The sequence below is a fragment of the Paenibacillus sp. N3/727 genome (genome assembly GCF_022637315.1).
Classification (GTDB): domain Bacteria; phylum Bacillota; class Bacilli; order Paenibacillales; family Paenibacillaceae; genus Paenibacillus_AQ; species Paenibacillus_AQ uliginis.
Genome location: NZ_CP093336.1, coordinates 417,353 through 442,127 on the forward strand (window position 1 = coordinate 417,353; position 24,775 = coordinate 442,127).

21 protein-coding genes are annotated in these 24,775 nt (G+C 44.8%); 7 read left to right on the forward strand and 14 right to left on the reverse strand.

The window, feature by feature from the left end:
* Nucleotides 1-240 precede the first annotated feature (240 nt).
* From MNQ98_RS01915 to nikC, 4 genes are all read right to left on the reverse strand, one after another.
* Nucleotides 241-1,248: an ABC transporter ATP-binding protein gene (locus tag MNQ98_RS01915; protein ID WP_241931663.1), complete on the reverse strand. Its 1,008-nt coding sequence runs from the start codon at nucleotides 1,246-1,248 to the stop codon at nucleotides 241-243.
* On the reverse strand, nucleotides 1,245-2,249 hold the full coding sequence (locus tag MNQ98_RS01920) for an ABC transporter ATP-binding protein (RefSeq protein ID WP_241931664.1): 1,005 nt from the start codon (nucleotides 2,247-2,249) through the stop codon (nucleotides 1,245-1,247). The genes MNQ98_RS01915 and MNQ98_RS01920 overlap by 4 nt, the downstream gene beginning before the upstream one ends.
* A 38-nt stretch (nucleotides 2,250-2,287) precedes the next feature.
* Complete coding sequence (locus MNQ98_RS01925) at nucleotides 2,288-3,211, reverse strand: ABC transporter permease (RefSeq protein ID WP_241931665.1); 924 nt, start codon at nucleotides 3,209-3,211, stop codon at nucleotides 2,288-2,290.
* Nucleotides 3,212-3,386: 175 nt separating this feature from the next.
* Nucleotides 3,387-4,283: a nickel transporter permease gene (gene nikC / locus MNQ98_RS01930; protein WP_481856707.1), complete on the reverse strand. Its 897-nt coding sequence runs from the start codon at nucleotides 4,281-4,283 to the stop codon at nucleotides 3,387-3,389.
* A 190-nt stretch (nucleotides 4,284-4,473) separates the two neighbouring features.
* On the opposite strand from nikC, the gene MNQ98_RS01935 reads away from it, so the two are divergent.
* The 4 genes from MNQ98_RS01935 to MNQ98_RS01950 all read left to right on the forward strand — a co-directional run bounded on the left by MNQ98_RS01935 (nucleotide 4,474) and on the right by MNQ98_RS01950 (nucleotide 8,421).
* Complete coding sequence (locus MNQ98_RS01935) at nucleotides 4,474-6,087, forward strand: glutathione ABC transporter substrate-binding protein (RefSeq protein ID WP_481856753.1); 1,614 nt, start codon at nucleotides 4,474-4,476, stop codon at nucleotides 6,085-6,087.
* Nucleotides 6,088-6,227: 140 nt separating this feature from the next.
* The gene (locus MNQ98_RS01940) at nucleotides 6,228-6,944 is read left to right on the forward strand and encodes an ABC transporter ATP-binding protein (protein WP_241931667.1); all 717 of its coding nucleotides are present in this window, start codon (nucleotides 6,228-6,230) and stop codon (nucleotides 6,942-6,944) included.
* Nucleotides 6,941-7,678 (forward strand): ABC transporter permease, encoded by a 738-nt coding sequence (locus tag MNQ98_RS01945; RefSeq protein WP_241931668.1) that lies wholly within the window; start codon nucleotides 6,941-6,943, stop codon nucleotides 7,676-7,678. Before MNQ98_RS01940 ends, MNQ98_RS01945 begins: the two co-directional genes overlap by 4 nt.
* 14 nt (nucleotides 7,679-7,692) lie before the next feature.
* Nucleotides 7,693-8,421, forward strand: a complete 729-nt coding sequence (locus MNQ98_RS01950) for a MerR family transcriptional regulator (protein ID WP_241931669.1) — start codon at nucleotides 7,693-7,695, stop codon at nucleotides 8,419-8,421.
* Nucleotides 8,422-8,538: 117 nt separating this feature from the next.
* Here the strand turns inward: MNQ98_RS01950 and udk are convergent, their stop codons facing one another.
* The gene (udk, locus tag MNQ98_RS01955; protein ID WP_241931670.1) at nucleotides 8,539-9,174 is read right to left on the reverse strand and encodes a uridine kinase; all 636 of its coding nucleotides are present in this window, start codon (nucleotides 9,172-9,174) and stop codon (nucleotides 8,539-8,541) included.
* Nucleotides 9,175-9,382: 208 nt separating this feature from the next.
* Here udk and MNQ98_RS01960 point away from each other — a divergent pair, with 208 nt between their 5' ends.
* Together MNQ98_RS01960 and MNQ98_RS01965 are read left to right on the forward strand one after the other, a co-directional pair.
* Nucleotides 9,383-10,474, forward strand: a complete 1,092-nt coding sequence (locus tag MNQ98_RS01960; RefSeq protein ID WP_241931671.1) for a threonine aldolase family protein — start codon at nucleotides 9,383-9,385, stop codon at nucleotides 10,472-10,474.
* A gap of 89 nt (nucleotides 10,475-10,563) precedes the next feature.
* Complete coding sequence (locus MNQ98_RS01965) at nucleotides 10,564-12,009, forward strand: alpha/beta hydrolase family protein (protein ID WP_241931672.1); 1,446 nt, start codon at nucleotides 10,564-10,566, stop codon at nucleotides 12,007-12,009.
* A 93-nt stretch (nucleotides 12,010-12,102) separates the two neighbouring features.
* Here MNQ98_RS01965 and MNQ98_RS01970 read toward each other — a convergent pair whose 3' ends face one another.
* The 9 genes from MNQ98_RS01970 to MNQ98_RS02010 form a co-directional block, all read right to left on the reverse strand.
* A complete protein-coding gene (locus MNQ98_RS01970; RefSeq protein WP_241931673.1) occupies nucleotides 12,103-13,233 on the reverse strand; it encodes a hypothetical protein in 1,131 nt (376 codons plus the stop codon).
* 195 nt (nucleotides 13,234-13,428) lie between these two features.
* Nucleotides 13,429-14,334, reverse strand: a complete 906-nt coding sequence (locus MNQ98_RS01975; protein WP_241931674.1) for a Gfo/Idh/MocA family protein — start codon at nucleotides 14,332-14,334, stop codon at nucleotides 13,429-13,431.
* Between the two features lie 252 nt (nucleotides 14,335-14,586).
* A complete protein-coding gene (locus MNQ98_RS01980; protein ID WP_241931675.1) occupies nucleotides 14,587-15,459 on the reverse strand; it encodes a sugar phosphate isomerase/epimerase family protein in 873 nt (290 codons plus the stop codon).
* 21 nt (nucleotides 15,460-15,480) lie between these two features.
* Nucleotides 15,481-16,509 (reverse strand): Gfo/Idh/MocA family protein, encoded by a 1,029-nt coding sequence (locus MNQ98_RS01985; protein ID WP_241931676.1) that lies wholly within the window; start codon nucleotides 16,507-16,509, stop codon nucleotides 15,481-15,483.
* A gap of 27 nt (nucleotides 16,510-16,536) precedes the next feature.
* The gene (locus MNQ98_RS01990) at nucleotides 16,537-17,331 is read right to left on the reverse strand and encodes a M55 family metallopeptidase (RefSeq protein ID WP_241931677.1); all 795 of its coding nucleotides are present in this window, start codon (nucleotides 17,329-17,331) and stop codon (nucleotides 16,537-16,539) included.
* A gap of 109 nt (nucleotides 17,332-17,440) precedes the next feature.
* Nucleotides 17,441-19,030 carry an extracellular solute-binding protein gene (locus MNQ98_RS01995; RefSeq protein ID WP_241931678.1) on the reverse strand — a complete coding sequence of 530 codons (1,590 nt, stop codon included), beginning with the start codon at nucleotides 19,028-19,030 and terminating at the stop codon, nucleotides 17,441-17,443.
* A gap of 74 nt (nucleotides 19,031-19,104) precedes the next feature.
* Nucleotides 19,105-19,980 (reverse strand): carbohydrate ABC transporter permease, encoded by an 876-nt coding sequence (locus MNQ98_RS02000; protein ID WP_241931679.1) that lies wholly within the window; start codon nucleotides 19,978-19,980, stop codon nucleotides 19,105-19,107.
* Between the two features lie 23 nt (nucleotides 19,981-20,003).
* Entirely contained in the window at nucleotides 20,004-20,960 is a 957-nt protein-coding gene (locus tag MNQ98_RS02005) for an ABC transporter permease (RefSeq protein ID WP_241931680.1), read from the reverse strand.
* 382 nt (nucleotides 20,961-21,342) lie between these two features.
* Nucleotides 21,343-23,670 carry an AraC family transcriptional regulator gene (locus MNQ98_RS02010; protein ID WP_241931681.1) on the reverse strand — a complete coding sequence of 776 codons (2,328 nt, stop codon included), beginning with the start codon at nucleotides 23,668-23,670 and terminating at the stop codon, nucleotides 21,343-21,345.
* A gap of 465 nt (nucleotides 23,671-24,135) precedes the next feature.
* Between MNQ98_RS02010 and MNQ98_RS02015 the strand changes: the two genes are divergently transcribed.
* Nucleotides 24,136-24,564, forward strand: a complete 429-nt coding sequence (locus MNQ98_RS02015) for an exosporium protein C (RefSeq protein WP_241931682.1) — start codon at nucleotides 24,136-24,138, stop codon at nucleotides 24,562-24,564.
* The last annotated feature ends 211 nt before the right edge of the window (nucleotides 24,565-24,775 follow it).

The following is a 24,775-nucleotide window of genomic DNA, read 5'->3' on the forward strand; positions in this document are numbered from 1 at the left end:
AAAGACAGTGGATGCAGAATCATTCTAATTATCAAAAAGAAAAGCCCTTCATCAAACGGATCAGAGATCTGCTTGATGAAGGGCTTGCTGATTTACATAAAGACGCAACAGTGGCTCGACTCACCTCGCAAGCTCCAAAGCACGTTGTGGTGTTACCTGACCGCGGTCGATCACATGAAGTACTTCATACATGAGGTACACGCAGGTACTAATGTTCATGCGGCCTCATCATGTTTCACATTAACGCGCCTGTATCGCGCCACTATCAATTTCCTCCATATGATGGCAAGCTGTAAGATGGTTTTCGGCCCCGTGCTGCACTGGACGCAGCTCAGGAACTTCGGTCTTGCAGCGGTCGCTTGCATACATACAGCGGGTATGGAAACGGCAGCCCGATGGCGGATCGATCGGGGAGGGTACGTCACCCTTCAACAGAATACGCTCGGCTTTTCGGTTCGGGTCGAGGGTTGGGATAGCTGACAGCAGGGCGCGTGTATACGGATGCCGCGGCTGATGGAACAACGATTTTTTATCAGCAATCTCCACAATGGTCCCCAGGTACATGACGATGATTCGGTCGGAAATATGACGGACGACTCCGAGATCATGCGAGATGAACAGGTATGTTAGCTTGAATTCCCGCTGCAGGGACTTCATCAGGTTGAGAACTTGAGCCTGAATCGAGACGTCGAGGGCCGATACGGCCTCGTCGCTGATGATCAGCTTCGGATTGACCGCCAGCGCACGGGCGATGCCGATTCGTTGCCGCTGACCACCGCTGAATTCATGTGGATACCGGTCCGCCTGATGGGGTGACAAGCCGACAGTCTCTAGCAGTTCGATGGCTCTCTGCCGCCGCTCGTTCTTGGGCACGATATTTTGGATTTCCATCGCTTCTTCCAGTACCTGTACGGCCGTTTTTCTCGGATTAAGAGAAGCGTAAGGGTCCTGGAAGATCATCTGCAGGTCTTTGCGTTTTTGGGTCATTTGTTTTTTGCTTAGCGAGAGTAGATTACTTCCGTCAAAAATCACCTCACCGGAGGTTGGTTCGTCCAGTCGTAAAATCGCACGCCCCGTCGTGGATTTTCCGCAGCCCGATTCGCCTACTAAGCTGACGGTTTCGCCTTCATAGACGGTGAAGGAAATGTTGTCGACGGCTTTGACGTAGTTGACGGTTCGTCCAAAGACGCCGCCCTTGATCGGGAAATACTGCTTTAAGCGGTTCACGGTCAGAAGTTCTTTGCTCATGTCTTCACCTCCGGCGTTGTCTCCCATAGATCGGTGAACATCCAGCAGCGCACTTTGTGGTTGCCACCCAGTTCGTTTAGCTCCGGCATCGCTTCGCGGCACAGATCCTGTGCATGGGGGCAACGCGGTGCAAACCAGCAGCCAGCTAGCGCTGCATAAGGACTCGGAACGGAACCCTTAATCGCTTCAAGCTCCTTCTGGTCGATGTCATGGCGGGGCAGTGAATTCAATAGCCCAACCGTATACGGGTGCTTCGGCTCCTTGAATAAAGTCTGGACATCACTGAATTCCACAACTTTTCCGCAATACATGACAGCAACATCGTCACATGTCTCCGCCACAACGCCAAGATCATGTGTAATAAAGATGACTGACATATGCAGCCTCTGCTGAAGTTCCTGAATGAGCTCCAAAATTTGAGCTTGTATGGTTACGTCCAGCGCCGTCGTTGGCTCATCTGCAATGAGCAGATCCGGATTGCAGGCCAGAGCCATGGCAATCATAACCCGCTGACGCATCCCCCCGGACAGCTGGAATGGATATTGTTTCACTCTCTTTTCGGGAGAGGGGATACCGACGAGACGCAGCATCTCCACTGCTTTGTCCATCGCTTTCCGCTTGCCCATATTTTCATGAACCTGATAGACCTCCGCGATCTGCTCACCGATGGTGAAGACAGGATTCAATGAGGTCATCGGCTCCTGAAAGATCATCGATATTTGATTCCCTCGGATGTCACGCATCTGCCTACCCGTTTTGTTCAGCAGATTGTCCCCATTGTATAGTATCTCACCACCGATAATGCGGCCCGGTTCTGAAATCAGACGCAGAATAGATAATGATAAAATGCTTTTCCCCGAGCCTGATTCGCCTACGATGCCAAGGGTTTTGCCTTTACGGACGGTAAGGCTCACGCCATCCACCGCTTTCACCTCGCCGCGGTCTGTGAAAAATGAAGTCTGCAGGTTGTTAATCTCCAGCACTGGCTGCTTAGGGTCCATCCTTCCTCACTCCTTCCTTCCTTACAGATATATAAGGATCAATCGAAATCGATTCGTTTATTGAAATATTTATAGGAGATGTCCACGAGTAAATTCACGAACACAAATGTCAAGGAGATGATCAGAATTGCAGCCTGGACGACCGGAAAATCTCTCCCCCGGATCGAATCGATCACATACCGTCCCATGCCGTTGACCGCGAAGACCGATTCAGTTAACACGGCTCCTCCCAGGAGACCGCCGAATTCCAGTCCGATGACGGTAATGACGGGAATCATCGCATTTTTCAGAGCATGTCTGTATATGATGACGCGTTCCCGGACGCCCTTAGCCTGAGCGGTACGGATATAATCCTGACCGATCACCTCCAGCATGCTGGAGCGGGTCATTCGGGCGATTATGGCGGCGCCACCCGTACCGAGCGTAATGACCGGAAGAATGGTCTGTGACCAGGTTCCCCACCCGGAAGGGCGGAACCACCCTAAATCGACGGCGAAATATTGGATCAACATGAGTCCGAGCCAGAAGTTCGGCATGGACAGTCCGAATAAGGCAATAAGCATGACGCTGACATCGGCGGGGGAGTTCCTTTTTACCGCGGAAATAATGCCAGCAGTCAGACCGAGGAAGACGGCAAACATCGTACTGTACAATGCAAGCTCCACGGTAATCCAGAAGCGGCTCTTGAAAATCTCATCAGCAATTGGACGGCTGCTACGGATCGAGTCTCCCAGATCGCCCTGGGCCAGCTGGCTGACATAGTTCCAATACTGTAAGGGCAGGGGGTCATTCAAGCCGAGGCTCTCCCTGATTTGCTCCACTTTCTCTTTTGGAGCGCCTTCTCCGACAATGACCTGCGCCGCATCGCCCGGAATAAGGTGCATGAGCAGGAAGACAATAATCGTCACTCCGATGACGACCGGAATGGTTTGAATTAGCCTTCGAACGGTATACATGAGCATGTGTGCCGGCTCCTTTTCTTTAAAATATAAGAAAGTATAAGTTTCATGCTGCATACTTGACTTATATTTCTCGAAGAAACACTGCCGCCCTGTATTAAGGACACCGAAAGCGTTTCTTCTTGGATTTCAACAATGTCTAAGATCGGAGGTAGGGGATGGTTAACGGCAGTTAGTGCTATTTTTTCGTCTTCGGATCGAGCACGTCCCGCAGACCGTCACCCAGCAAGTTAAAGGCAACCACAACGAGGACGATGGAAAGGCCGGGAAAGAGGGCGACATGAGGGTGCTCCGTAATATAGTTGCGTCCGTCGTTCAGCATCGCACCCCATTCCGGCGTAGGCGGCTGTGCGCCAAGTCCAAGGAAGGACAGGCCGCTGGCCGTCAGGATCGCAACGGCAATACGGAGGGTAGCCTGGACGATAATAGGGGATGAGATGTTTGGCAAAATATGCTTGAAAATGATCCGGCTGTCGCTGGCTCCGAGTGATCGCATGGCGTCGATGTATTCCAACTTGCGTACCGCCAGTGTTGAGCCCCGGACAATCCGGGCGAAGGTTGGGATGGAAAAAATACTGACAGCAATAATTACGTTGAACAGGCTTTTTCCGAGAACGCTTACAATCGCCAATGCCAGCAGAATACCCGGAAATGCAAGCATGATATCGGTGATACGCATGATGATGGAATCCAGCTTACCGCCGTAATAACCGGAAACGACCCCCAGTACAATGCCAAATGCTGCTCCGATGATAACCGAGATGAAACCGACTGACAGTGTAAGCTGCATTCCATGAACAATGCGCGTAAATATATCCCGTCCGTTATGGTCCGTACCGAACCAGTGATCGGCCGAAGGTTTTAGCAGTTTAGAAGAATAGTCGACGATTGTGGGATCGTACCGGGTGAGTAATGGACCTATGACCGAGGCAACGATTACAAAAATGAGAAAGTAGCCTCCCAGCAGTGCCGCTTTATTTTTTCGCAGATTCATGTAAAAAGATTTCCATCTTCGCTGCCGAGCCCGGCTTTGTCCGGATTCTGCTGTAACTGGTGCTGCCGTCAGGTTACGCAAGTGGAATCACCCTTTCTCCAAATAATTGACCGAAGGATAAATAGAGATTTCTAGTATTAAATATGAATTACTCAAATATATGTTTAATACTGGGAAAATATTTTTATTTTTTAATTGAGAAGGGGAGTGCTCGGTTATGGCAGGTAGCAAAAGATTGAGGTGGGTTTTTCCATTCTTGGTTATCGTGATAATGTTGTTTGTATCGGCATGCAGTGGTAACAGTGGTAGCAGCGGTAGCGGAGAGAATAAACCGCCGGAAGGAAACAGCGGTAACACTACGCCTCCGGAAACCGGAAACAAGTATAAAGAAGAAGGTAAAACCGCCGAGGGCGGAGCAAAGGATCTTGTTGTCGCCTGGCTGTCCGATCCTCCTTCCATGGACCCACATATGTCGACAGATCAGCAAACGAGTGTAATGACAACCCATATCTATGACACACTTCTCAAGCATGACAAAGACCTTAAAATTCAACCAAGTCTAGCCGAAAGCTGGAAAGCGGTAGATGATGTTACTTGGGAGTTCAAGCTGCGTCAGGGTATAAAATTCATTGATGGCTCTGTTTTCAATGCGGAAGTCGTGAAGGCGAATATCGACCGGATGCTGGATCCGAAGGTGGCTTCCCCGCGTGCCGGATTGGTAGATATGGTCAAGGAGGTTAAGGTGATTGACGAGAATACGGTGCAGTTCGTTACTGCTTATCCGTTCTCGCCGCTGCTTGCTCATCTGGCCCATCCTGGAGTAGGCATGGTCAGTGCCGAAGGCATTAAGCAGGATTATGAAAAAGTGAATGCCGGTGAGAAGGCAGGCGCATATCTGGCTCAAAATCCGGCGGGCACAGGCACGTTTAAGCTGGACAACTGGAATCCAGGGCAGGAAGTAAAGCTTGTCCGTAACGATGATCACTGGGGAGAGAAAGCAAAAGTGGACAGCGTAACCTTTAAAGTTGTCAGCGAAGACGGTACTCGGATTGCCGAGCTGGAAACGGGTTATGCACATGTTATTGATCCGGTATCACCAAGCAGTATCAGCCGCGTTGAAGGTTTGGATGGTGCGTCTCTGAACCGCCAAGCCTCGCTCAGCCTGTCCTATATCGGATTTAATATGCAAAAAAAGCCGTTTGACGATGTCCGTGTGCGTCAGGCATTGTCCATGGCAATCAACAAAGATGAGATTATTTCAGGTATTTATGAAGGGACAGGAATACCTGCCGTCGGTCCGTTGGCTCCAAACGTCAACGGTTATGACGCCTCCGTCAAACCGATCGAACATAACATGGAAAAAGCGAAAGAACTGATGAAAGAGGCTGGATTAGAAAAGGGCTTCTCCACGACGATCTGGACAAATGATAATCCGGAGCGGATCAAAATTGCGGAATATGTGCAGTCGAAGCTGAAAGAGCTGAATGTTGAAGTGAAGATCGAAGTGATGGAGTGGGGCGCTTATTTGGCTCAGACAGCCGAAGGCAAGCATGATATGTTTGTGCTCGGCTGGTCTACGGTAACAGCTGATGCTGACTATGGCTTGTATCTGGTGTTCCATTCCGCAAACGTCGGGGAGCCGGGCAACCGGACCTTTACGAAGGATGCGGAGCTGGATCGACTGCTGGACGAAGGACGTAAAGAGAATGATCCGGCTAAACGCCTAGCGTTGTATCAGCAGGCCCAGGAAAAACTTGTCGAGCTGGCTCCGATGCTGTACATTCATCATCAGGAATATTTGGACGGTGTCAGCGACAAGGTGAAGGGATATTGGAGACATCCGAATGGTATCATGCAATTTCATGGCGTATCGATTGAGCCTTAGAAACAGACATAATCGAAGAAGACCAGGCTGCCTGACGGTAGTCTGGTCTTTTTACGTACTGTTTAAACCCTCCAATATAACACCACCCCGCACTTCATTTGATATAGTGTGAATCTATTGAATGGAAGTGAGGTGGACATATGATTCTAGTGGTAAAAAATCTATCGGTACGATACGGAGAAAAAACGGCTGTGCACGATTTAAGCTTTTGTCTCGGCAAAGGCCAGGTGTTCGGTTTATTAGGGGCCAATGGTGCCGGGAAATCTTCTAGTATTGCCGCGATTTTAGGGATTGAGAAGAGTGAGTTTAAGGAGCTCTCTTTACTTGGGAAATCCCCCATCACCGAACGAAAGAAAGTGTTCGAAAAAGTTGGTGTCCAATTTCAAGAAACGAATTTCCAGGATCGCTTAACTGTAGAAGAGGCATGTATTCAGTGGCATGCGCTATATAAAGAAACACAAGAAATAGAGCCGTTGCTGATTGTATTTGGACTACAGGATAAGAAAAAACAACTCGTCAAATCACTCTCAGGCGGTGAGAAGCAGCGCCTTGCTGTGTTGTTGGCACTTTTGCCCAATCCAGAGCTTGTCTTTTTAGACGAGTTAACAACAGGGCTGGATACTAAGGCACGCAGAATGCTGTGGAAGCAGCTGCTGATCATGAAAGAGAACGGGCTATCCATTGTGCTTACTTCTCATTACATGGATGAGGTCGAGGCTCTTTGTGATCAATTGTTAATCTTAAGAGACGGTAAAACCGTCGCAACCGGTACGATTCAAGATATGTTGACCCTTAGTGGAAAAGCAACGTTAGAGGACGCCTATTTACATTTTGCAGGAGAGGAGGAATGGACATGACTTTGTTTTGGACATTGTTGAAAATAGAAGGCAAGCTCGTCTGGAAAGGGATCGATATTCTTATATTCGGAATCTTGTTTCCGATGATATTGGCGACTCTGTTTGGTTACGTGATGAGTAGAGATGCATCTGTCAATGGCGCATCTATGTTTGAAATGTCCTACCCTGCTGTCATTACCATCGGGGTGCTCGCGACAGGTGTGATGGGTGTTCCGCTTACCATTGCTGACTATCGCCACCGGGGGATTTTAAAAAGATTTCAAGTGACCCCTGTATCACCTTTACACATTTTATTTGCACAAGTTGTGATCCAACTTTCTTCAGCGTTGGTGTCCTTTATTGGTGTAACTGTTGTTTATCACTTATTATTTGACTATGACATGATAGGTTCATGGGGAATCTTTCTACTTTCTTATGCATTCGTTGTATGTGCCATGTACAGCATTGGGATATTCATCGGTAGTGTGGTGCCTGATCAAAAATCTGCGAATTTATGGAGCTCAGTTGCCTATTTTACGATGCTACTGTTCTCAGGTGCGACCATTCCATATGAAGTGATGCCGCGGTTTTTCCAATGGTTCATGGACATATTTCCTCTTTCACACGGTATTCACCTTATCAAGCAAGTCTCGATTGGGGAGCCTATTCAACCTCTATTCATAAGCGTTGTTGTGCTTGTACTCTGTGTTGTGCTTGGTCTGGGAGGCGCAATCAAGTTTTTTAAATGGAAGTAAAGAAGGGGGATCGGATGTACAGAACAACAAAAATCGCAAAACGTGTGAATGTGCATCCGAATACCGTTCGCATTTATGAAGAATGGGGCTATATTTCACCGGTTCCACGAACAGAAAACGGGTATCGTATATTTTCAGATATCCATTTGTTTCAGCTTCTGGTGGCAAGGACTGCTTTTCGCTGTGAAATTGTTCAAGGCCATATCCGAGCAAAAGCTCGAGCCATTGTAGAAGCGAGTGGGAAAGAAAATTTCAGTCTTGCGCTTGAACTTGCACAAGATTATTTGAATCATTTAGAACAAGAATATGCACGAGCCTTAGAAGCGATCGAACTAGTGGAGAAATGGCTGAGTGGTACAGAATCATGGTCTGATCAGACATACACTCGAAAAGAGGCTGCTAAGATACTCGATATCTCATCTGAGGTTGTACGGAATTGGGAACGAAATCATTTAATGACGGTTCCTCGGCTTGATAATGGACATCGTATATATACAGAAAAAGAAATCAATCGAATGAAAATCATTCGGACATTGAGGGCAGCCCATTATTCAACCAGTGCGATACTTCGATTACTGAATCAAACAGAGAAATCGAAGGAATTAAACGTAAAAAGCGTACTGAATACACCGGGAGAATATGAAGAGATCATTACATTATCGGACCGTTTAATCCATTCACTTGAAGAAGCGATACAGAATGCACAGGAAGTTATACAACTTTTAATAAAATATGAAAAATGAAAAGTAGAGACCGACCCAGCGGTTAGCGTACGCCAAAAAGCTGCCGGGCAGGTTAGCCCAGACAGCTCGCTCAAAAAAGTTTATGTGATTCCGGCTCAGACTTCAAATTAAGTCTTCTTAGTTGCAGCCCCAAGTCCGGTCACCCGTCAGATATTTCTCGGTTAAAATGGACAGTAGCTGAATGCCGACCTCATTTTCTCCGCCTTCAGGGAGGATTACATCCGCATATTTCTTGGATGGTTCGATAAAAGCCTCATGCATCGGCTTCACCGTGCTTAAATATTGATCGTGAACCGAGTGGATCGTTCTGCCGCGTTCCTCAATATCCCGAACGACCCGGCGAAGTATTCGCACATCGGGATCTGTATCGACGAACACTTTAATGTCGAGAAGTTTCCGGAGATTTTCGTCCGAGAGTACATGAAGCCCTTCAATGATAGCAATATGGTTCGGTTTCAACTCCAGCTTTTCTTCTTTGGAGCGTGCATGAACCGTAAAGTCGTACACTGGAGCGTAAGCAGGCTGTCCTGATTTCAGGAGCTTCAGATCTTCGATAAGCAGCTCATTCTCAAAGGCAAACGGATGATCATAATTGATCTTCTCGCGTTCAGCCAGAGTGAGGTGAGGGTTGTCCTTATAATAATTATCCTGAGATATAAAAGTTACTTTGCCTGGTCCGAGTCGGTCAATGACAGACCGGGCCACCGTCGTTTTGCCAGAGCCTGTGCCGCCGGCGATTCCAATAATGAGCATGGTGTTTCCCTAAACCTCCCTAAGGTTTGCTTGCTTTGCAATTTAGTATTTTATCATAGTATGTGTTTATTTTCACCTTTGGGGATGCTGGAACCTTTAGGAGATTATCGTGATTTAGGATGAATCCGTTTAAACGAGCCATCGTATAGAATAGAAATAGAGAAAGTACCTATTCTGCCTCATTAAGGGGAGAGGAGTTTTACATGAAATGAACGCAGTTCAAACGTTATCCGAGGTGTTTAATGAAACGACTTACAAGGTTACGGGTCATGGCAGCAGGGACATTCAAGTATTGAAGTTGGCTTTGGAACAAATTGATGGAAGTCTTGACAGTGACATGTATGGAAAAGGCAAAGTGATCGAGGATTTTCAGGATAAAATGGCAGCGTACCTCGGTAAAGAAAACGCGGTATTTTTCCCGAGCGGGACGATGGCACAGCAGATTGCCCTCAGAATATGGTGTGATCAACAGGGGATAAAGAGAGTTGCTTATCACCCCTTATGCCATTTGGAAATTCATGAAGAAGACGGACTGAAGGAGCTGCATCATATCGTGCCGGTGCTGCTTGCAGACAAAGACCGATTAATTCAGCTGGATGACGTGGTGAACATGAAGGAAGATATTGCGTGTTTAGTGTTGGAACTTCCGCAGCGTGAAATTGGCGGTCAACTGCCAGACTATGCAGAGCTTGAAGCGATCTCCGCCTTCTGCCGGGACAAAGGAATCAAGCTGCATTTGGACGGGGCGAGGTTGTTTGAAATTGTACCTTATTATCAAAAGTCGGCTGCCGAAATATGCGGATTGTTTGACAGCGTGTATGTTTCATTCTACAAAGGAATCGGCGGGATTGCCGGTGCTGTACTTGCGGGCGAAGCCGCGTTTATTAACGAATCGAAGATATGGAAACGGCGGCATGGCGGCGATTTGATCAGCCTGTATCCTTATATCCTCAGCTCCGATTATTATTTCGAGCAAAGAGTCGATAAGATGGGGCAGTATTATGAAGAGGCCAAAGAGCTGGCCGCTTATTTTAACCGGTGTCATGGCATGTCCACGCTGCCATTGGAACCTGTCTCCAACATGTTTCACGTCCATTTTGAGCTTCCTAAAGAGAAGCTGGAGCCTCTACTTAAGAGCCTCTATACAGAGACGGGTGTAGGTTTGACGTCTTATATTCGAGATAACAGCAAAGGCGGCAGTTACTGTGAGATCAGTGTCGGGGATCGGTATGCCGGTATACCGAAGAAGGATTTAGACAAGGCGTTTCAGACACTGGAACGTTTTTTAAACCAAAATTAAACAATACTTTAGCTCGATTTAATCTTGAAGCCCTAATATAGATAAGAATACTTTACGTAGTTATATAAACTTATCTAGAGGAGGAAGAGATGAGATTATTTGAGCTGATGTTGGTTATATTCTGTTTTGTTATGCTTTTTTACTTGTTGTTGGTTAAAAAAACAGAACGAAAAATTTCTGCATCCATTGCTGTAGCTAGCGCTGTGGTGTTATTGGTGCAATTGTTTATGGAGGGGTACCGTTGGCAGATGCTATTTGTATATGTCATTACGGCACTGCTCATCATCTTCATGATCATCAGGAGTTTCGGTATTCATGTGAAGATCGGAAAGTCGTTAAAATACAGCTTGGGTTTCTTCTCTATTCTTCTTATGGCTGTGTCGGTCAGTTTGTCTGTGTACCTGCCTGTATTTAATTTGCCGAAGCCTGATGGAGCGTATTCGGTTGGCACGCAGACGTTTCACCTTATAGATGAGGACAGAGAAGAGGTCTTCACGGACAAACAAGGCGACCGTAGAGAGCTTATGGTACAAGTGTGGTATCCGGCAGAGCAAACCGATACGAAGACAAAAAAGCTTTTTCCGGATGATCCGGAGACGTTCGACCGACTTATGGGAACTTACTCCTCAAAGCTAGGTGTTCCAGCATTTGTACTGGATTATTTGAAATACATCGAGAGCAATTCTCATGATGGAGCCAAAGTGCTGCGCTCTACCAGCCCGTATCCTTTGGTCATCTTGAGTCATGGTATGGGAACGGGGATGCTTATTCATAAGTTTCAAGCAGAGAATCTCGCCAGCCATGGCTTTATCGTGGCCGCGATAGACCATACTTACAGTACGATGACTACGGTTTTTCCGGACGGGAAGGTCACGGGTTATGAAACGGTGGTCGATGAAAATAACTTCTTTGAAGCCACGAATAAGATCGGGAAGGTATGGACTGAGGACGTGGATTTTGTCATAGAACAATTGGATCAGATGAATACCGGTGCGATTCAAAGCGACTTTAAAGAGACGCTGGATTTGAATCATATCGGAATGATGGGCCACTCGTTTGGGGGCGCTACGGCGTTTGATGCATCCTACTTAAATGATAAAATCCAAGCCGGGATTAATATGGACGGTACGCTGTTTGAGATAAAGAACCGGGAATCAATGAACAAGCCCTTTCTGTTTATGAGAACGGAAGACTATATTACCGGGATTGAACAATATAAGAATAAACGGGATGCGGACGAACAGATAAAAAAATTTCTTTCCGATGAACTAGCTATTGTTGACGATGTCATGAAACATGAAGGAACCTTGCTTTTAATCGATGGAACCGCTCATTACAATTTTACCGATCTGCCGCTATTTTCGAAATTGGTTAGTTTGACGGGAATGGCGGGCAGTATAGATGGAGCTAGGGGGGCGGAGATTGTGAATAAATATGTCCTCGATTTCTTTAACAAGCATCTGAAGGGAATGGAAGGTACGTTGTTAAACGGACCGAGTGAAGCGTATCCGGAAGTAAAGTTTTATAGGAAATGAATTGATGAACAGTAATGTCCCCCGTAGAGTAGACACTTTAAAAAGTTCTATCCTACGGGGGACATTTTAGTCTGATTCATGCACCGTGTTCCTTTATTGTGAAAAGTCTCGGACCAGCCAAGGCGATTGTAGTGATTCTCTAGCAAACACAAATCGATATGTCACATTTTTAGTTCTCTTTCCTTTATATTGAAGTGCTACGGGTAGTGTGATTTCTTGAAGTAAGTTGTTATCAGCATCCTTAGTCTCATGATCGTACTTCTTTTGTATTCGAGCAGCGTTTATGTTGTCCATTTCATGGATGATGGATTCGAACGTTTGCGATGGTAATCCTTCTGAGACTTGTCGAAGCAGCTCGGTATCTTGTTGGTTTATGGATTCTATAAATATATGTGCCAGCATATACGGTGAAGCGGTACTAATATATCGTTTTTGCTCACCAGCTGCTTTATGAACCATCAATTGATGGAGCAAATCCGTATGAACTGATCGGTGAGTGGAGCTGCCCAGAAAATGGATACAGAAATGTCCTTTAAAACCGTTTTCCGGGATACCATCTCCTCCGTGAGGCATACCGTTCATCGAAGCAGCCAGCTTTTCGTTTCCTTTTTGAACGATTATCGCTTTTCTGTTCCAGCTCCATTGATTGTTGTATATTTGTTTCATGATTTTCGTATCTGCAGTCGTAAGCGGCTGTACATCTGCATGGTCGCTTCCTGCTCGGCGTTGTACGCGGAATGTAAGTCCGGTTTCCAGATCAGTGACCGCGAACATACTTTTCCGAGGCAGCATTGTTTTGATATCCTTCCAAGGTACGATGCGTCCATAATGCTTTTTCCTTAACGCCTCAACGTATTTCTTCATTTGTGCAATGGCTGAATCGGAGAGGATAAGACACTTTTTTTCAGAAACGTTCCATAAATGATTTGCAAAATCCAGCCGGTAATGTTCACTCTGATCGTTGTGCTCTATTGTTACGTATACATCTGTAAGGGAGGTTGGAGCAGTGCCTTCCTCTTCCTTAACATTTTTCATCAGCTGCTTGATTTGTGCAGTGTTTAGTTTGATTTTACTTTCCAATGCTGCGGTTGGAGTTGATCGTATACTGATGGTTATCGCGGTTTCCGATAGTTTTTTTGCAGCAGCAAAATGATGTGCAAAAGGAGTAGGGAAGAGCGACAAAATGAACATTAACACCAAGGATCGATATAATAAGGTACTCATTATTACCTCCAACATCATTTTTTTCGTACTAATCACAGTGATGGTAGAGCCATTACTTCGGACAATTGATGCAATGAATATGCTCTTTTTATGTGGACTAGTTTGCCACCAATCCCATCAAATTATTTTAAGTCTGCTGAACGAATCATAAAAAGGGTGTCCAAGGTCTAAGGACCTTTAGGACACCCATTTTGATTAAAGCTTAACGGTTGCTCGCGTTATCCGGCTCTCATTAGCAGCTTCTATGAACCGGATGACTTGTAAAGTCTCTTCTATATCCAGTACGGTTTTCCCGCTCTGGAACATGGTCATGACTTGCTCCATTAGGCTGGCGTAATACGGTTTTGGATGGGAGTACACGTCAACGCTATCACATTCGTCCTTCCGATGAATGGTTGCTCCGAATTTTACATTGCCGATTCGGTTGCCTCGAACGGTTCCGATTCTGCCATCGTTCCATTCACCTATGATGACATCGTGATCTCTATTAGAGAAGGTGGTTACTTGCTCACAATCTTTCCCGAGGATGGTAAAGAGCATCTCCACCGTATGAATGCCATACCAGAAGTAGCCGTTTTGTGTAGGTTCAATCGTCATGGGACCGTAAATATCCGCTCCTGTAACAGACGATTTATCAGAAGCCTTCAATGCTTGAACCAAGCCTTCCGCATAGCGAAGCGCGGATGTGCTCATGATGGGAATGTCGTATTGCTTGGCTAACTCCACGATTTCTCGCGCTTCATCGGAGCGAACAGCAAGCGGCTTATCGATGAACACGGGCTTTCCGTAAGGTGCAATGGACCGGAATTGCTCCAGATGCACCCGTCCATCTGCCGATTCCAGCAAAATGGCATCACTAACTTCTGCGACAGCTTCCGGGCTGTCCAGAATTTGAACCCCGAATTCTTCTTGAAGCTGTTTTGTAAAGCCGGCAACCCGTGAAATACTCAATTCAAAATCAGGCGATCCGCCGGGATATGCAGCTATGACTTTGCCTCCGGGAACGTGGTATTCATGATCGGGATTATTGAGTAATTGCGTAAATACAAGCACATGCGAAGTATCAAGCCCGATCATACCGATCTTTATAACGTTGGACATCAACTGTGCACCTCGATTTAGTATCTAATTGTATTTCTATAAGCATTGATGATAGCTGCAAACAGGTCTCTACATGGATTGAACTAAAGAATTAGAAGACTTCAACGGAGGAGGCGGAATTATTCTGGAGAAACGACAGAGGTCGCCTTTGTCCCCGGATTTCAACGATTATAAAAATAATAAAAGAAATCTGGGGGCAACAGCGATCGTAAGAATAATCCGCATTCGGAGTGATGCTTATGCTGAGGGTCTTTAGGTAGAAATCTCTTGAAGCAGATGCTTCAGGCTCTTGACACATTCCTGAGACGCGGCTAGCCCACCTTCTGAGAACGCATAGCCTGCTGGGCGTTTTAGCTGTTCTTCGGTTAACTCTGATTGCAGACGGTAATGTGTTTCCACAACTAAATAACCCTCATAACGATCCTTAATGAGCCTGCGCAGTAAGCCTGGATAATCCACCTCACCTTTACCTATGGCAACACCCTTCACACCATCTGATGTTCTCACCGCATCTTTCAAGTGAATATGACAGATCTTTCCTTTCAAATACTCATAACCATCGGGATAAGGAATTTCCCCATCCGGGTCCCAGAGATCGTTGCCTGGATCATATAGGGCCATCACATTCGGTGAATGTACCGCATCTAATATCATTCGCACTTTCTTTGCATTGCTGGCATAGACACTAGGATCAAACTCCAAAGCGAATATGATATTCTCCTGTTCCAACACAGGTACGATTCTATTGATCTGTTCTTCAATGGCTGGCAGCGCATCTTCAAAAGCTTCTTCAGCCCAAAAGCTAAAGCCGCGTATGATTGATGTTCCAAGTCGCTTGGCAATTTCAATTGAGCGGTGAAGAATAGCAATGTGCTCCTGAAGCTCTTCGGGTTGATTTAAGTGGCATTTGAAAATAGGCGTAGATAATGCACATACGGACAGACCGTTTTGCTGGATAAGGGCCTTTACCGACTCCACCTGCTCATCAGTCCACGTTTGAATCGTATGTCCTTCAATCGACCTCAGCTCCAGCACTTTCATGTCATGCTGAAGAGCGAAATGGATCGCTTCCTCGAGATCTTGAGATACTTCGTCTGTTATAATTCCAAGCTGAAACAGAGACATGCCGCATCCCCCTTGCGCAGATTAAAGTCTGACTTCCAGACCTGTTCTGGCCGATTCGTAAATGGCGAGAATTAATTTAACGGCCTTACTTGCATCCTCACCGGTTACCATCGGATCACGGTCTTCTTTAATGGCTTGGATCATATCATCGATCAAAATATAGTGGCCGTCTGCTGAAATATTCGATGCATCATTGCTGGCGGAGGCGGTGCCTGCTACATCCGGCACGGATGGCTCACCGTCCATAAACTCCCATTGTTTAATGCCACTGTCTGCAAAAACGATGCTTCCTTTTTCCCCGTGAATCTCAAAACGAGTTTCTTGTCCCGGCCAGACGGATGTCGTTCCCTGGATAACACCATAAGCTCCATTCACATATTTCACAACAGCTACAGCTGTATCTTCTACTTCAATATTTCTAACAAGTGCGGCAGAACGGGCAAATACAGATTCCACATCCCCGACAATCCATTGGATCAGATCAACGCCATGCACACCCTGATTCATTAAGGCTCCTCCGCCATCAAGCTCCCATGTTCCTCTCCAGCCTGCACTGTCGTAATATTCCTGACTTCTGTAATATTTTAAATACGCATCTCCGAGCACAAGCTTGCCAAGCCTGTTTTCTTGAACAGCCTTTCGAGCAGCAATGGCAGCAGGAAACGTTCTGCGTTGATAAATGACGCCCAGCTTAACTTGTGCCTCTCGAGCTTCATGAATCATCAAATCCATTTTAGCGATTGTTGTATCGAGTGGTTTCTCACATAAAATATGTTTGCCGGCTTGTGCCGCTGCTACAGCTACCTCTGTATGCATACCGCTGGGAACACAGATACAAACCACATCAATGTCTTGACGCTGCAGCATCTCGTGGTAATCGGTATGAATGGAAGGTATGCTGTATTCCTCTGCCAGCTTTTGGGCTTTTTCCTCACTAACATCAGAGATCGCAACCAATTCTGCTTCTGGATTTTCCGTTACCGCTCTCGCATGGAACGAACTGATGACCCCAGCTCCAACAATGGCAAACCGTAATTTAGTTGACATCATATGCGCCTCACTTTTGATCATTTTATTTTATAGCGCTTTCGAAAATAGGCTCACGAGGTTGGTGTCTTTATATACAATGGTTAGCCCATCCAATCTGATTTGATGAATTCCATCCGTTTGGACCGAGTCAGCGAGATCAGTGCTCATGTATTGAACTTTCAGTTCATATGGACCTGGGCTTGAATACGGTACACACGGAGCATGATTGAATAAGGCTTGCTTCACAGCTTCCTTGATTTCGATATTCACTTTACGTGGAGATTTCAGTAAGGCACTGTGGCGCCCCCATGCTGTTTTCGTCTGATAGGTTGTCGTGTGGGTCAATATTTGTTCAGCTTCTTGGCAAGTTTTATCATCGCCAGTTACGAGCAGAACAGGGACATGATGAAGCCCCAGCAATAAGCTGTCTATTCCAATCTCACCGATGGGCTGACCGTTTAATTCCATTCCGATAAAAGTCATACTGGAAAACGTATGGTCTCGAACGGCTTGCTTCGTTCCAGCCATGGCATGATAACCGAGCAGGATAGCACCATGGAACGAAGAATCGATTCCGGGAAACCGATCCTGTATGCTGCTTGTTCCCATAAAATACGATGCACCTGGATGAAGCTGATCTATTAAGAGATTAAAGCCAGTGGCATGCATGTCACGTACAATGATCTCCGTTGCACCAGCTTCCAACAATCCATCTACGACCGCATTCACTTCTTCCGTCATCAGACGGCGTCCTTCCTGATAAAAGGATTCTCCTTGCCGAAGCTGTGAAGGCAGCACAATACCCGCAATTCCCTCCATATCTACACAAACATAGATTTTCATGATCATATTTGCCTCCCCAAATGTTTTGGTTTACGCTTTCGGCAAGGAGCTTGAAGCTTTAATGTGTTACTTAGTATTTTTCTGTAATTCTGCGGTGATTCTTAATAGATTACTGCCATTCTGCCGTGATGCCGCTTGCGTTAAGAGCTTCATTCACTTCCTTGATCATCTGTTCTCCGCCTTTTTCTTTCCACTCGCCCACCATTGCATCCCAATCTTCCAATGACTTGTCGCCAAAAATCATCTTGGTTTGCTCATTGAATAGGAACTTATCCAACTCAGACCCTTTGGCTGCCCGCGTTTCCGAATAGACGGCGTTCACCGGATTTATATAGTGCTTCGTTTCGGCGTGCATTTTCTCGAATTGTCCAGCTACATCGCGCAGCAGCGGAACTGTATATTCCTTGGAGTATCCATTTGCTTCATCGTTTGGAGCCCACATTCTGTTGTCAGGTAAATAATTGTAAGGGGACAAGCCTTTTTCATCGACTTCTCTTCGGATGCTTCCATCCTCGATGGTGTAGCCTTGACCTTCATGGCCATTTAGCCAGTCAAATTCCGTATTCGTAGCAACACGTTCTTCAATCGAATAGAAAGTACGGCCATAGTCAATCATTTCAAGAATTTTGGCTACTTTCTCCGGCTCTTTCTCCAATTTGGAACTTAACATGATCGTTCCGTAGAAGCCCATGGAGTTTCTGAAGCCTTGCGAATCATCCGGTGCCTTAAAAGGAGGGATTGGCGCCAGCTTGGCGTTCGGATTGATATCGACTAAACCTTGCATATAAGTAGGGTTCATGCCGCGAGGTGTCCCGATGAAAATTCCGGCTTTGCCGCCATAAAATTCTTTTGTGTTTACTTCTGTCCAGTTCAATACAGCAAAGTCCTTTGTTATAGCACCCTCTTTATACAGGTCCGCCAGAAACTGAACATGTTCCTTTCGAACATCGGAGATGAATCCTGGGATCAGCCGCCCTTCAGCGTCTTTATGATACCAAGTTTGATAATCCCAATAGGCTCCCATTTCATAGGATGGATTGATATTTTGCGCCATGGCTAATCCGTACGTGTCATTTTTTCCGTTTCCATCAGGATCTTTGTTCGTGAATGCGAGAGCGACCTCTTTTAGCTCTTCATAGGATGTGGGCATAGCAAGTCCTAATTTATCAAGCCAATCCTGACGGATCATAGGAGTCAGTTCATAGTTTTGAGGCAAATATTTTTGAATGGCATATATATTATTATTCACGGTAACCGTTTTCAGAACATTTTCTGGAACAAGCTTAAACGATGGATAATTATCCATGTAATCATTCAGAGATAAAAATGCACCTTGCTTAGCCCATTTGTAGAAATTGGAGTCGGCTCCTTCCGTGATGATAATGTCAGGTATCTCACCTGATGCAATAACTGCACTGAGCTTCGCATCATAATCGGAACGAACAACATATTGAGGCTTGAAATCGACATTAAATTTCTCGTTGATCATCTCAATGCCTTTGCCACCCTGTGGTGGAATCGCACCATAACGGTAGTCAATCATACTGATCGCGAATTTTGTATCTGCTTTTGGCTGACTATTTGCCGGTGCTTCACCTGTACCTGTAGAAGAGGTCGAATCTTTTGTACCACCGCAAGCTACAATGGACAGCAGCAATGTCAGGCTTAAACCTAATCCTGCGATTTTCTTCATAACCATAACCATGAACCCTCCTCATCATTTTTCCCCTTGTGTTTGAATGTCGGCGAGCTGAAGTGTGATCTCTTGATTGGCTAACCTTTCACGGAGCCGAGCATCACCCCCTTGGCAAAATGTTTTTGCAGGAAGGGATATACGATCAGAATGGGAACGGTCGCAACAATAATCGCTGCCATTTGAATCGTTTCTGCGGGTGGTGCATTTTCCAGCAGTATTTGGCCATTGCCTAAAGTGCTTAGTGCCTCATTAACCACAACGATTTGTCTTAGAATGACTTGAATCGGCCAGAGCGCGGGATCATTCAAATATAGAATGGCAGAAAAATAATTGTTCCAATGATAGACTGCGTAAAATAATCCGAACGCTGCTAAAGAAGGCTTTGAAAGCGGCAAAATGATCCGTATGAACGTCTGAAGATCGTTTGATCCATCGATTTTGGCGGCTTCACATAGCTCACCGGGAATGTTCATGAAAAATTGCCGCATGACAATCAAGTTGAACGGGGTAATGGCAACCGGAAGAATGAGCGACCAAATCGAGTTGAGCAGCCCCGTTTCTTTGACGACCAGGTAAGTAGGAATCATCCCTGCGGAGAACATCATGGTGAAGAGGACCATAAACAATACGACCCTCTGACCAAACACTTTATACGACAAGGAATAGGCGAGAGTTGATGTGAGTACTAGATTTACAAATGTTCCGAGCACGGTAATAAAGATGGTAACGAAAATCGACCGGATAAAGGAATCTGAAGCAAAAATGAATTCATACGCACTGAAATCAATCGTTTTCGGGATGAGGTAGAAATCACTGCTCATATATTCGGAATACGATGATACGGATACAGATAAGACGTATACAAACGGTAACAGCATAACGAGCGCTATAAGTAACAAGATGATGATATTACTTGTATCAAACACCCTGTTAAATAACGATTTGTCTTTCATACTCTGACTCCTTTCCAGTTCTCTTAATATACGCCTTCTTCACCAAACTTCTTGGCGAGTTTATTCGCCGTGACGACCAGAAAGAGACCGACAATTCCTTTAAACAGTCCCACTGCCGTAGCGAAGCTGTAATCCGATTGTTGAATACCCTTAAAATAAACGAAAGTATCCAGCACGTTTTGCGTGTCTTGGTTCAGAGGGTTTAGCATCAGGAAAATATGTTCAAATCCGCTATCCATAACCTGTCCCAAGCGCAGAATCAGCAGGATCACAATCGTACTGCGGATCGCTGGCAACGTAATATTCCATATTTGTCTGAGTCTTCCGGCACCATCCATATTGGCTGCTTCATAGAGCTGCGGGTTTACGCCCGATAAGGCAGCCAGAAAAATGATGGTTCCCCAGCCAGCTTCCTTCCAGATCACTTGCAGCACAACGACAGGTTTAAAATAGTCGGGATTGGTCAGGAAAGGGATGGCGTTCCATCCGAACATATCGTGAAGGAGGGTGTTGATGATTCCTTCACTTTTCAGAAAAACAATGCTAATACCAACAACAACGACCCAGGATAAGAAATGGGGGAGATAGACAATCGATTGTAATACCTTTTTATAAGTTTGGTTTCGCAGTTCATTCAGCATTAAGGCAAGTACAATGGGTAAAGGGAACGCAAAAATGATCTGCAAAAATGAAATATAAAGCGTATTCATAATAACCCGGAACACTTCCTGGTCTTCAAAAATCCGCTGGAAGTGCGCCATGCCTACCCATTCACTGTGGAAGATTCCTTGAAACGGATTAAAGTCAACAAAGGCCAGATAGGAGCCTGCCATCGGAGTATATTTATAGACGAGAAAATAAAGGACACCTGGAAGCCCGATAAGAAGAAGGTACCGTTCTTTCCATACTCGATTGGCTGTTTGCTGCCATTTCGTTTGTTTTTTTTGTTTAATGGGTGGTGCAGTTAGTTGTGTTTTCATAGCACTCCTCCTTAAAGATGTTGTTCAAAAAGTCCGCTTTTGATCACGAAGTGAATCAGGAAGTAACTCGGCGTCGAATCTTGAATTCAGCCGGGCCTTCCGGTGCTCACGTAGGTTCTGCCTACGCTCCGCTCCTCTGTCCCTAGCTTCATCCAACCTTCTCGGTGCTGAAAATCTGACTTTTTGAACACGTATTTAAAGTTAATGTGGTGAAATATCGCAATCTTAGCCAAGATAGACGTGTTAGCTGTATACGCTTTTCGCTATGCCACAAATACTGCCAGTATTTTAAATGAAACTCAATAATCACTTGCGTTTCGCAAAAGATAAATCCAACTCAAAAAAAGCTAAATCGAAAAAAGTGCAGAAAAGTAGCGCAGAATCAGCATTCTACGCTACTTTCACTCTCTTGATCTGATGGAGCTTCTCTAAATTGTTTGCGATATTTACCCGGCGGCATATGAACGGTTTGTTTGAATATTCTATTAAAATTTTGGACGGAGGTATAGCACAGCTTTTCAGATATATCTTTAATGGGCATGTCGGTATGAATAAGAAATTCCTTTGCCTTGTCCATTCGATATTGGATCAAATAATCACTAAAATTAACAAGCGTCTCTTCTTTGAACACCCGGCTTATGTGAGAAGGGGAAGTCTCAAACTCATCTGCAATTTGCTGCAAGGATAGATCGGTATCATAATGTTCGTGAATGTAAAACAGAATTTGCTGTACAAGCTTTTTTTGCAGCGATACTTGAGTGCTATGGATATGTTCAATGACTCTCGGGAAAATAACATGGATAAACCATTCGGTTACTTCATTGAGGCTCGTCATGCTATAAAGATCGGTGTACCTGTCCTTCGGTAGAATTGAACTCTCATCAAGCCCCATCTCCTGCATATGGACCTCTATTTCCCCGATCAAATACGTGAATAATCCTCTGACTGCTTCCACATTGTGCATCACTTGCGGGACCATCTGTTCCATTTCGTACAGCTTGTTTTTGGCCGTCTCCAGATTCCCGTGAAGAATGGAATGTACGATCGATTTTTGCGTTCTGAAGATCGAGGCTCTTGATTTCTCAACGGAAGATTGAATGTCCTCCGGTACAATCAATTGATTGGATCCTAACAGTAAACGGTAACTGAGCAAATCACGCGCCTGCTGATAACCTTCGCAGATGCTTCTGTAGTCTCTTACTGGTTTGCTGAGCGCTGCGGTAACCGTGAACGGGAAATACTGATTGATTTTATCGATAAAATAATGGGTTAAATGTCTTAAGGTTTCCTCTGACTTATCATTCACCTTCTCCATACCGATAATGATTGCGATTTGATTGGAGAGGGGCATGGATGTCACAGAGAAAAACCGAGGCTCCTCCTCATAGGTTTCAATAATCATTTTCCGTAATGCATACCAGAGCAGCGCACGGTCTTTCTCCTCATACGTTTCCCTAAATAGTGCATACTTGTCCAGTTCGACAACACAGACATAGAAAAAGTTACTTTTTTCAAAAAAACGATAGCTGTCCATTTTTTTGGCGTAATCCGAATCAATTTCTCCTCGCAGAAGCTTCTGGAGCATGATCTCTTTCAAATAAGGAATTTGCTCATTGATCTGGCTTTGCAATTGGTCATTGGTCGACACCATATATTCAATAAAAATATCAAGCGCTTTCAAACTATCCTTCTCGTTGGGAACTGTTTTTACAGTCAGTGGGATTTTGCTTATGAGCGACTCGATTGGAATATGTAGACGTTTCGTACCGAAGTAGACAACAATCGCCCATAGAATCGTAAGAACAAGCACCATCAGCCAGGTCAGATTCACAATCCACTGGGATTTGGCAGTCAGCAAACTCGTCTCGGTTAATGAAATATAGGACCAGTTATTCATAACGGACTTCTGGGAGGAGAATTGATACTCTATATTATCAAGTGTTAGAGATCTTGCAGTAAGGCTTGGATTGCTCCAATACTGATACAATTGAGAGGAGTATAGCCGTTTTCCGATTTCTTCGGGGTTCGGGCTCATGACAACCTTGGCTTGATCATCGAGAATGAGGACTCTGCGTTTATTTCCCAGCTCTGATTCTTGGATAAGGGACATCAGCGGGGACGTTGCTACATGAAAAATGATATAGCCGTCAGGTTCATCTGCATAGAATAGGGGTACAGGTCTGGCAATAAGGATTTCAGATTGATTAGGGTATGTATAAGGTGAAATGATGAATGGAAATTTACCTGGTGTTCGAAATCGGTTGATCAGATCGGAGTAAGGAAACTCATCATCATTGATATATCCATAACGATTGGAGTGGATTTTTCCGTATTTACTAAAGACAAGCGAGACATCGTAGCTGATTTCGGATATGCCCCTTTGGTTTTGAATCAGATCCAGCATTTCAATAAACAGATCGAAGTTTTTCATGGAGGGCCCTACCTGCATTAACTTCTCCATCATCGTATTGTTAGCTAATTGGATGGAATCCGTGTCAATCATTTGCAGGAAGCGGTCAGCTTGGTACTGGACCTGGTTTAGCACAACCTGATGATTATGATTCACCTCTTCCTGTACGGCGTTCATTGCAATAGAAGAGGAGACAATGCCAAGTAACAGCACCGGAACAATGCTTAAAATAAGCGTATAAAAATAAAGTATCCTCTTAAAAGAGGCTTTTTTCTTTTTGCCAATGAATCTACGGAACATGACGCCTCTCCTTTAATCACAATTTTCGATTCCATTTATGTTTTAATAATAGGAATGAGAGACTTGAAATGGCAAGCACTTTTCCTCAAATTTTAGGGAAGTAGCCGAAAAGGTAGGCCAGCCCAGAATTCATCCTTTAATGGCCGCTCCCTTTGTATTTTGGTGGCATGTTACTTCCATTTACTAAAGGAAAGGTTTCTTTGAATAAAAGAAAGCCCGCGTTTTAAGCGGACTTGATTCGGACAATGTATTCAATCAGATATATTTTTATTTTCCAAAATTACTTCGCTCCAGCACTTCCCAAAGTCATTAGGAATTCCAAACATAACCTGCATTTGACTCAGTCACCCTTATACTCTTTACCCCGCATAGAAAAGAAAACGACATGTTAATAGAGATAGTCACCTAATCACTCCGCTTTTGTTCAACATATATTGAGATATCATTCAAAGGGAGATGATTAGTTTGGTTCGACTACTCGATTATAAAGCAGCTCAGCCTCGTAGCAGATTTCTTCCTGGGTCATTTACTATTCCTCGTTCACCTAAAAGAGTTAGCCTTGCAACCATCAAAATAAAAATCCCTTCGCATGCTTGTCATAATCAAATTGAATTAATTGCAACTGTTGGTGTGCGAGGAGTTAGACGTATCTCAGGAATTTTATTTAAAATTTTCCGTGACGGAAAAGAAATTTTCAATACTAGACAAGACGTTGAATCCGCTAGTTTCTCACAACCTTATGTTGTTACGTTTCAAGCTATTGATAAAAATGTAAAATCAGGTACTCACGTTTACACTGTAACTGCAGAAAACCTTGCAAGTGATACTAGAGCTAGAGCTGATGTTAATGGTCCAATTTCTTTTAGTGGATTAGCAATTAGAACGAAAAAATAATTATATCCTTGACAAATACAAGCCTCCAGAATCGATTTCTGAGGCTTATTCTTTGGGGGCAATAGTATAAGTTAAATAAAGCTGCCGGTTAAATTACAGGCAACCGCATCCCTTTGTATTTTATTACTTTACTAATCATCAATTTACGCAGCATGGCTGCCTTAGAAATTTAGAGACAGTAGCCATTTAGATGGTTGCCTATACCATATTT

What these genes read in the sequence shown, in the direction of transcription:
- MNQ98_RS01915 (WP_241931663.1), bottom strand. Translation starts at nt 1,248, where the DNA reads ATGAGCAAAGAACTTCTGACCGTGAACCGCTTAAAGCAGTATTTCCCG.
- MNQ98_RS01920 (WP_241931664.1), bottom strand. Translation starts at nt 2,249, where the DNA reads ATGGACCCTAAGCAGCCAGTGCTGGAGATTAACAACCTGCAGACTTCA.
- MNQ98_RS01925 (WP_241931665.1), bottom strand. Translation starts at nt 3,211, where the DNA reads ATGCTCATGTATACCGTTCGAAGGCTAATTCAAACCATTCCGGTCGTC.
- MNQ98_RS01935 (WP_481856753.1), top strand. Translation starts at nt 4,474, where the DNA reads ATGTTGTTTGTATCGGCATGCAGTGGTAACAGTGGTAGCAGCGGTAGC.
- MNQ98_RS01940 (WP_241931667.1), top strand. Translation starts at nt 6,228, where the DNA reads ATGATTCTAGTGGTAAAAAATCTATCGGTACGATACGGAGAAAAAACG.
- MNQ98_RS01945 (WP_241931668.1), top strand. Translation starts at nt 6,941, where the DNA reads ATGACTTTGTTTTGGACATTGTTGAAAATAGAAGGCAAGCTCGTCTGG.
- MNQ98_RS01950 (WP_241931669.1), top strand. Translation starts at nt 7,693, where the DNA reads ATGTACAGAACAACAAAAATCGCAAAACGTGTGAATGTGCATCCGAAT.
- udk (WP_241931670.1), bottom strand. Translation starts at nt 9,174, where the DNA reads ATGCTCATTATTGGAATCGCCGGCGGCACAGGCTCTGGCAAAACGACG.
- MNQ98_RS01960 (WP_241931671.1), top strand. Translation starts at nt 9,383, where the DNA reads ATGAACGCAGTTCAAACGTTATCCGAGGTGTTTAATGAAACGACTTAC.
- MNQ98_RS01965 (WP_241931672.1), top strand. Translation starts at nt 10,564, where the DNA reads ATGAGATTATTTGAGCTGATGTTGGTTATATTCTGTTTTGTTATGCTT.
- MNQ98_RS01970 (WP_241931673.1), bottom strand. Translation starts at nt 13,233, where the DNA reads ATGAGTACCTTATTATATCGATCCTTGGTGTTAATGTTCATTTTGTCG.
- MNQ98_RS01975 (WP_241931674.1), bottom strand. Translation starts at nt 14,334, where the DNA reads ATGTCCAACGTTATAAAGATCGGTATGATCGGGCTTGATACTTCGCAT.
- MNQ98_RS01980 (WP_241931675.1), bottom strand. Translation starts at nt 15,459, where the DNA reads ATGTCTCTGTTTCAGCTTGGAATTATAACAGACGAAGTATCTCAAGAT.
- MNQ98_RS01985 (WP_241931676.1), bottom strand. Translation starts at nt 16,509, where the DNA reads ATGATGTCAACTAAATTACGGTTTGCCATTGTTGGAGCTGGGGTCATC.
- MNQ98_RS01990 (WP_241931677.1), bottom strand. Translation starts at nt 17,331, where the DNA reads ATGAAAATCTATGTTTGTGTAGATATGGAGGGAATTGCGGGTATTGTG.
- MNQ98_RS01995 (WP_241931678.1), bottom strand. Translation starts at nt 19,030, where the DNA reads ATGGTTATGAAGAAAATCGCAGGATTAGGTTTAAGCCTGACATTGCTG.
- MNQ98_RS02000 (WP_241931679.1), bottom strand. Translation starts at nt 19,980, where the DNA reads ATGAAAGACAAATCGTTATTTAACAGGGTGTTTGATACAAGTAATATC.
- MNQ98_RS02005 (WP_241931680.1), bottom strand. Translation starts at nt 20,960, where the DNA reads ATGAAAACACAACTAACTGCACCACCCATTAAACAAAAAAAACAAACG.
- MNQ98_RS02010 (WP_241931681.1), bottom strand. Translation starts at nt 23,670, where the DNA reads ATGTTCCGTAGATTCATTGGCAAAAAGAAAAAAGCCTCTTTTAAGAGG.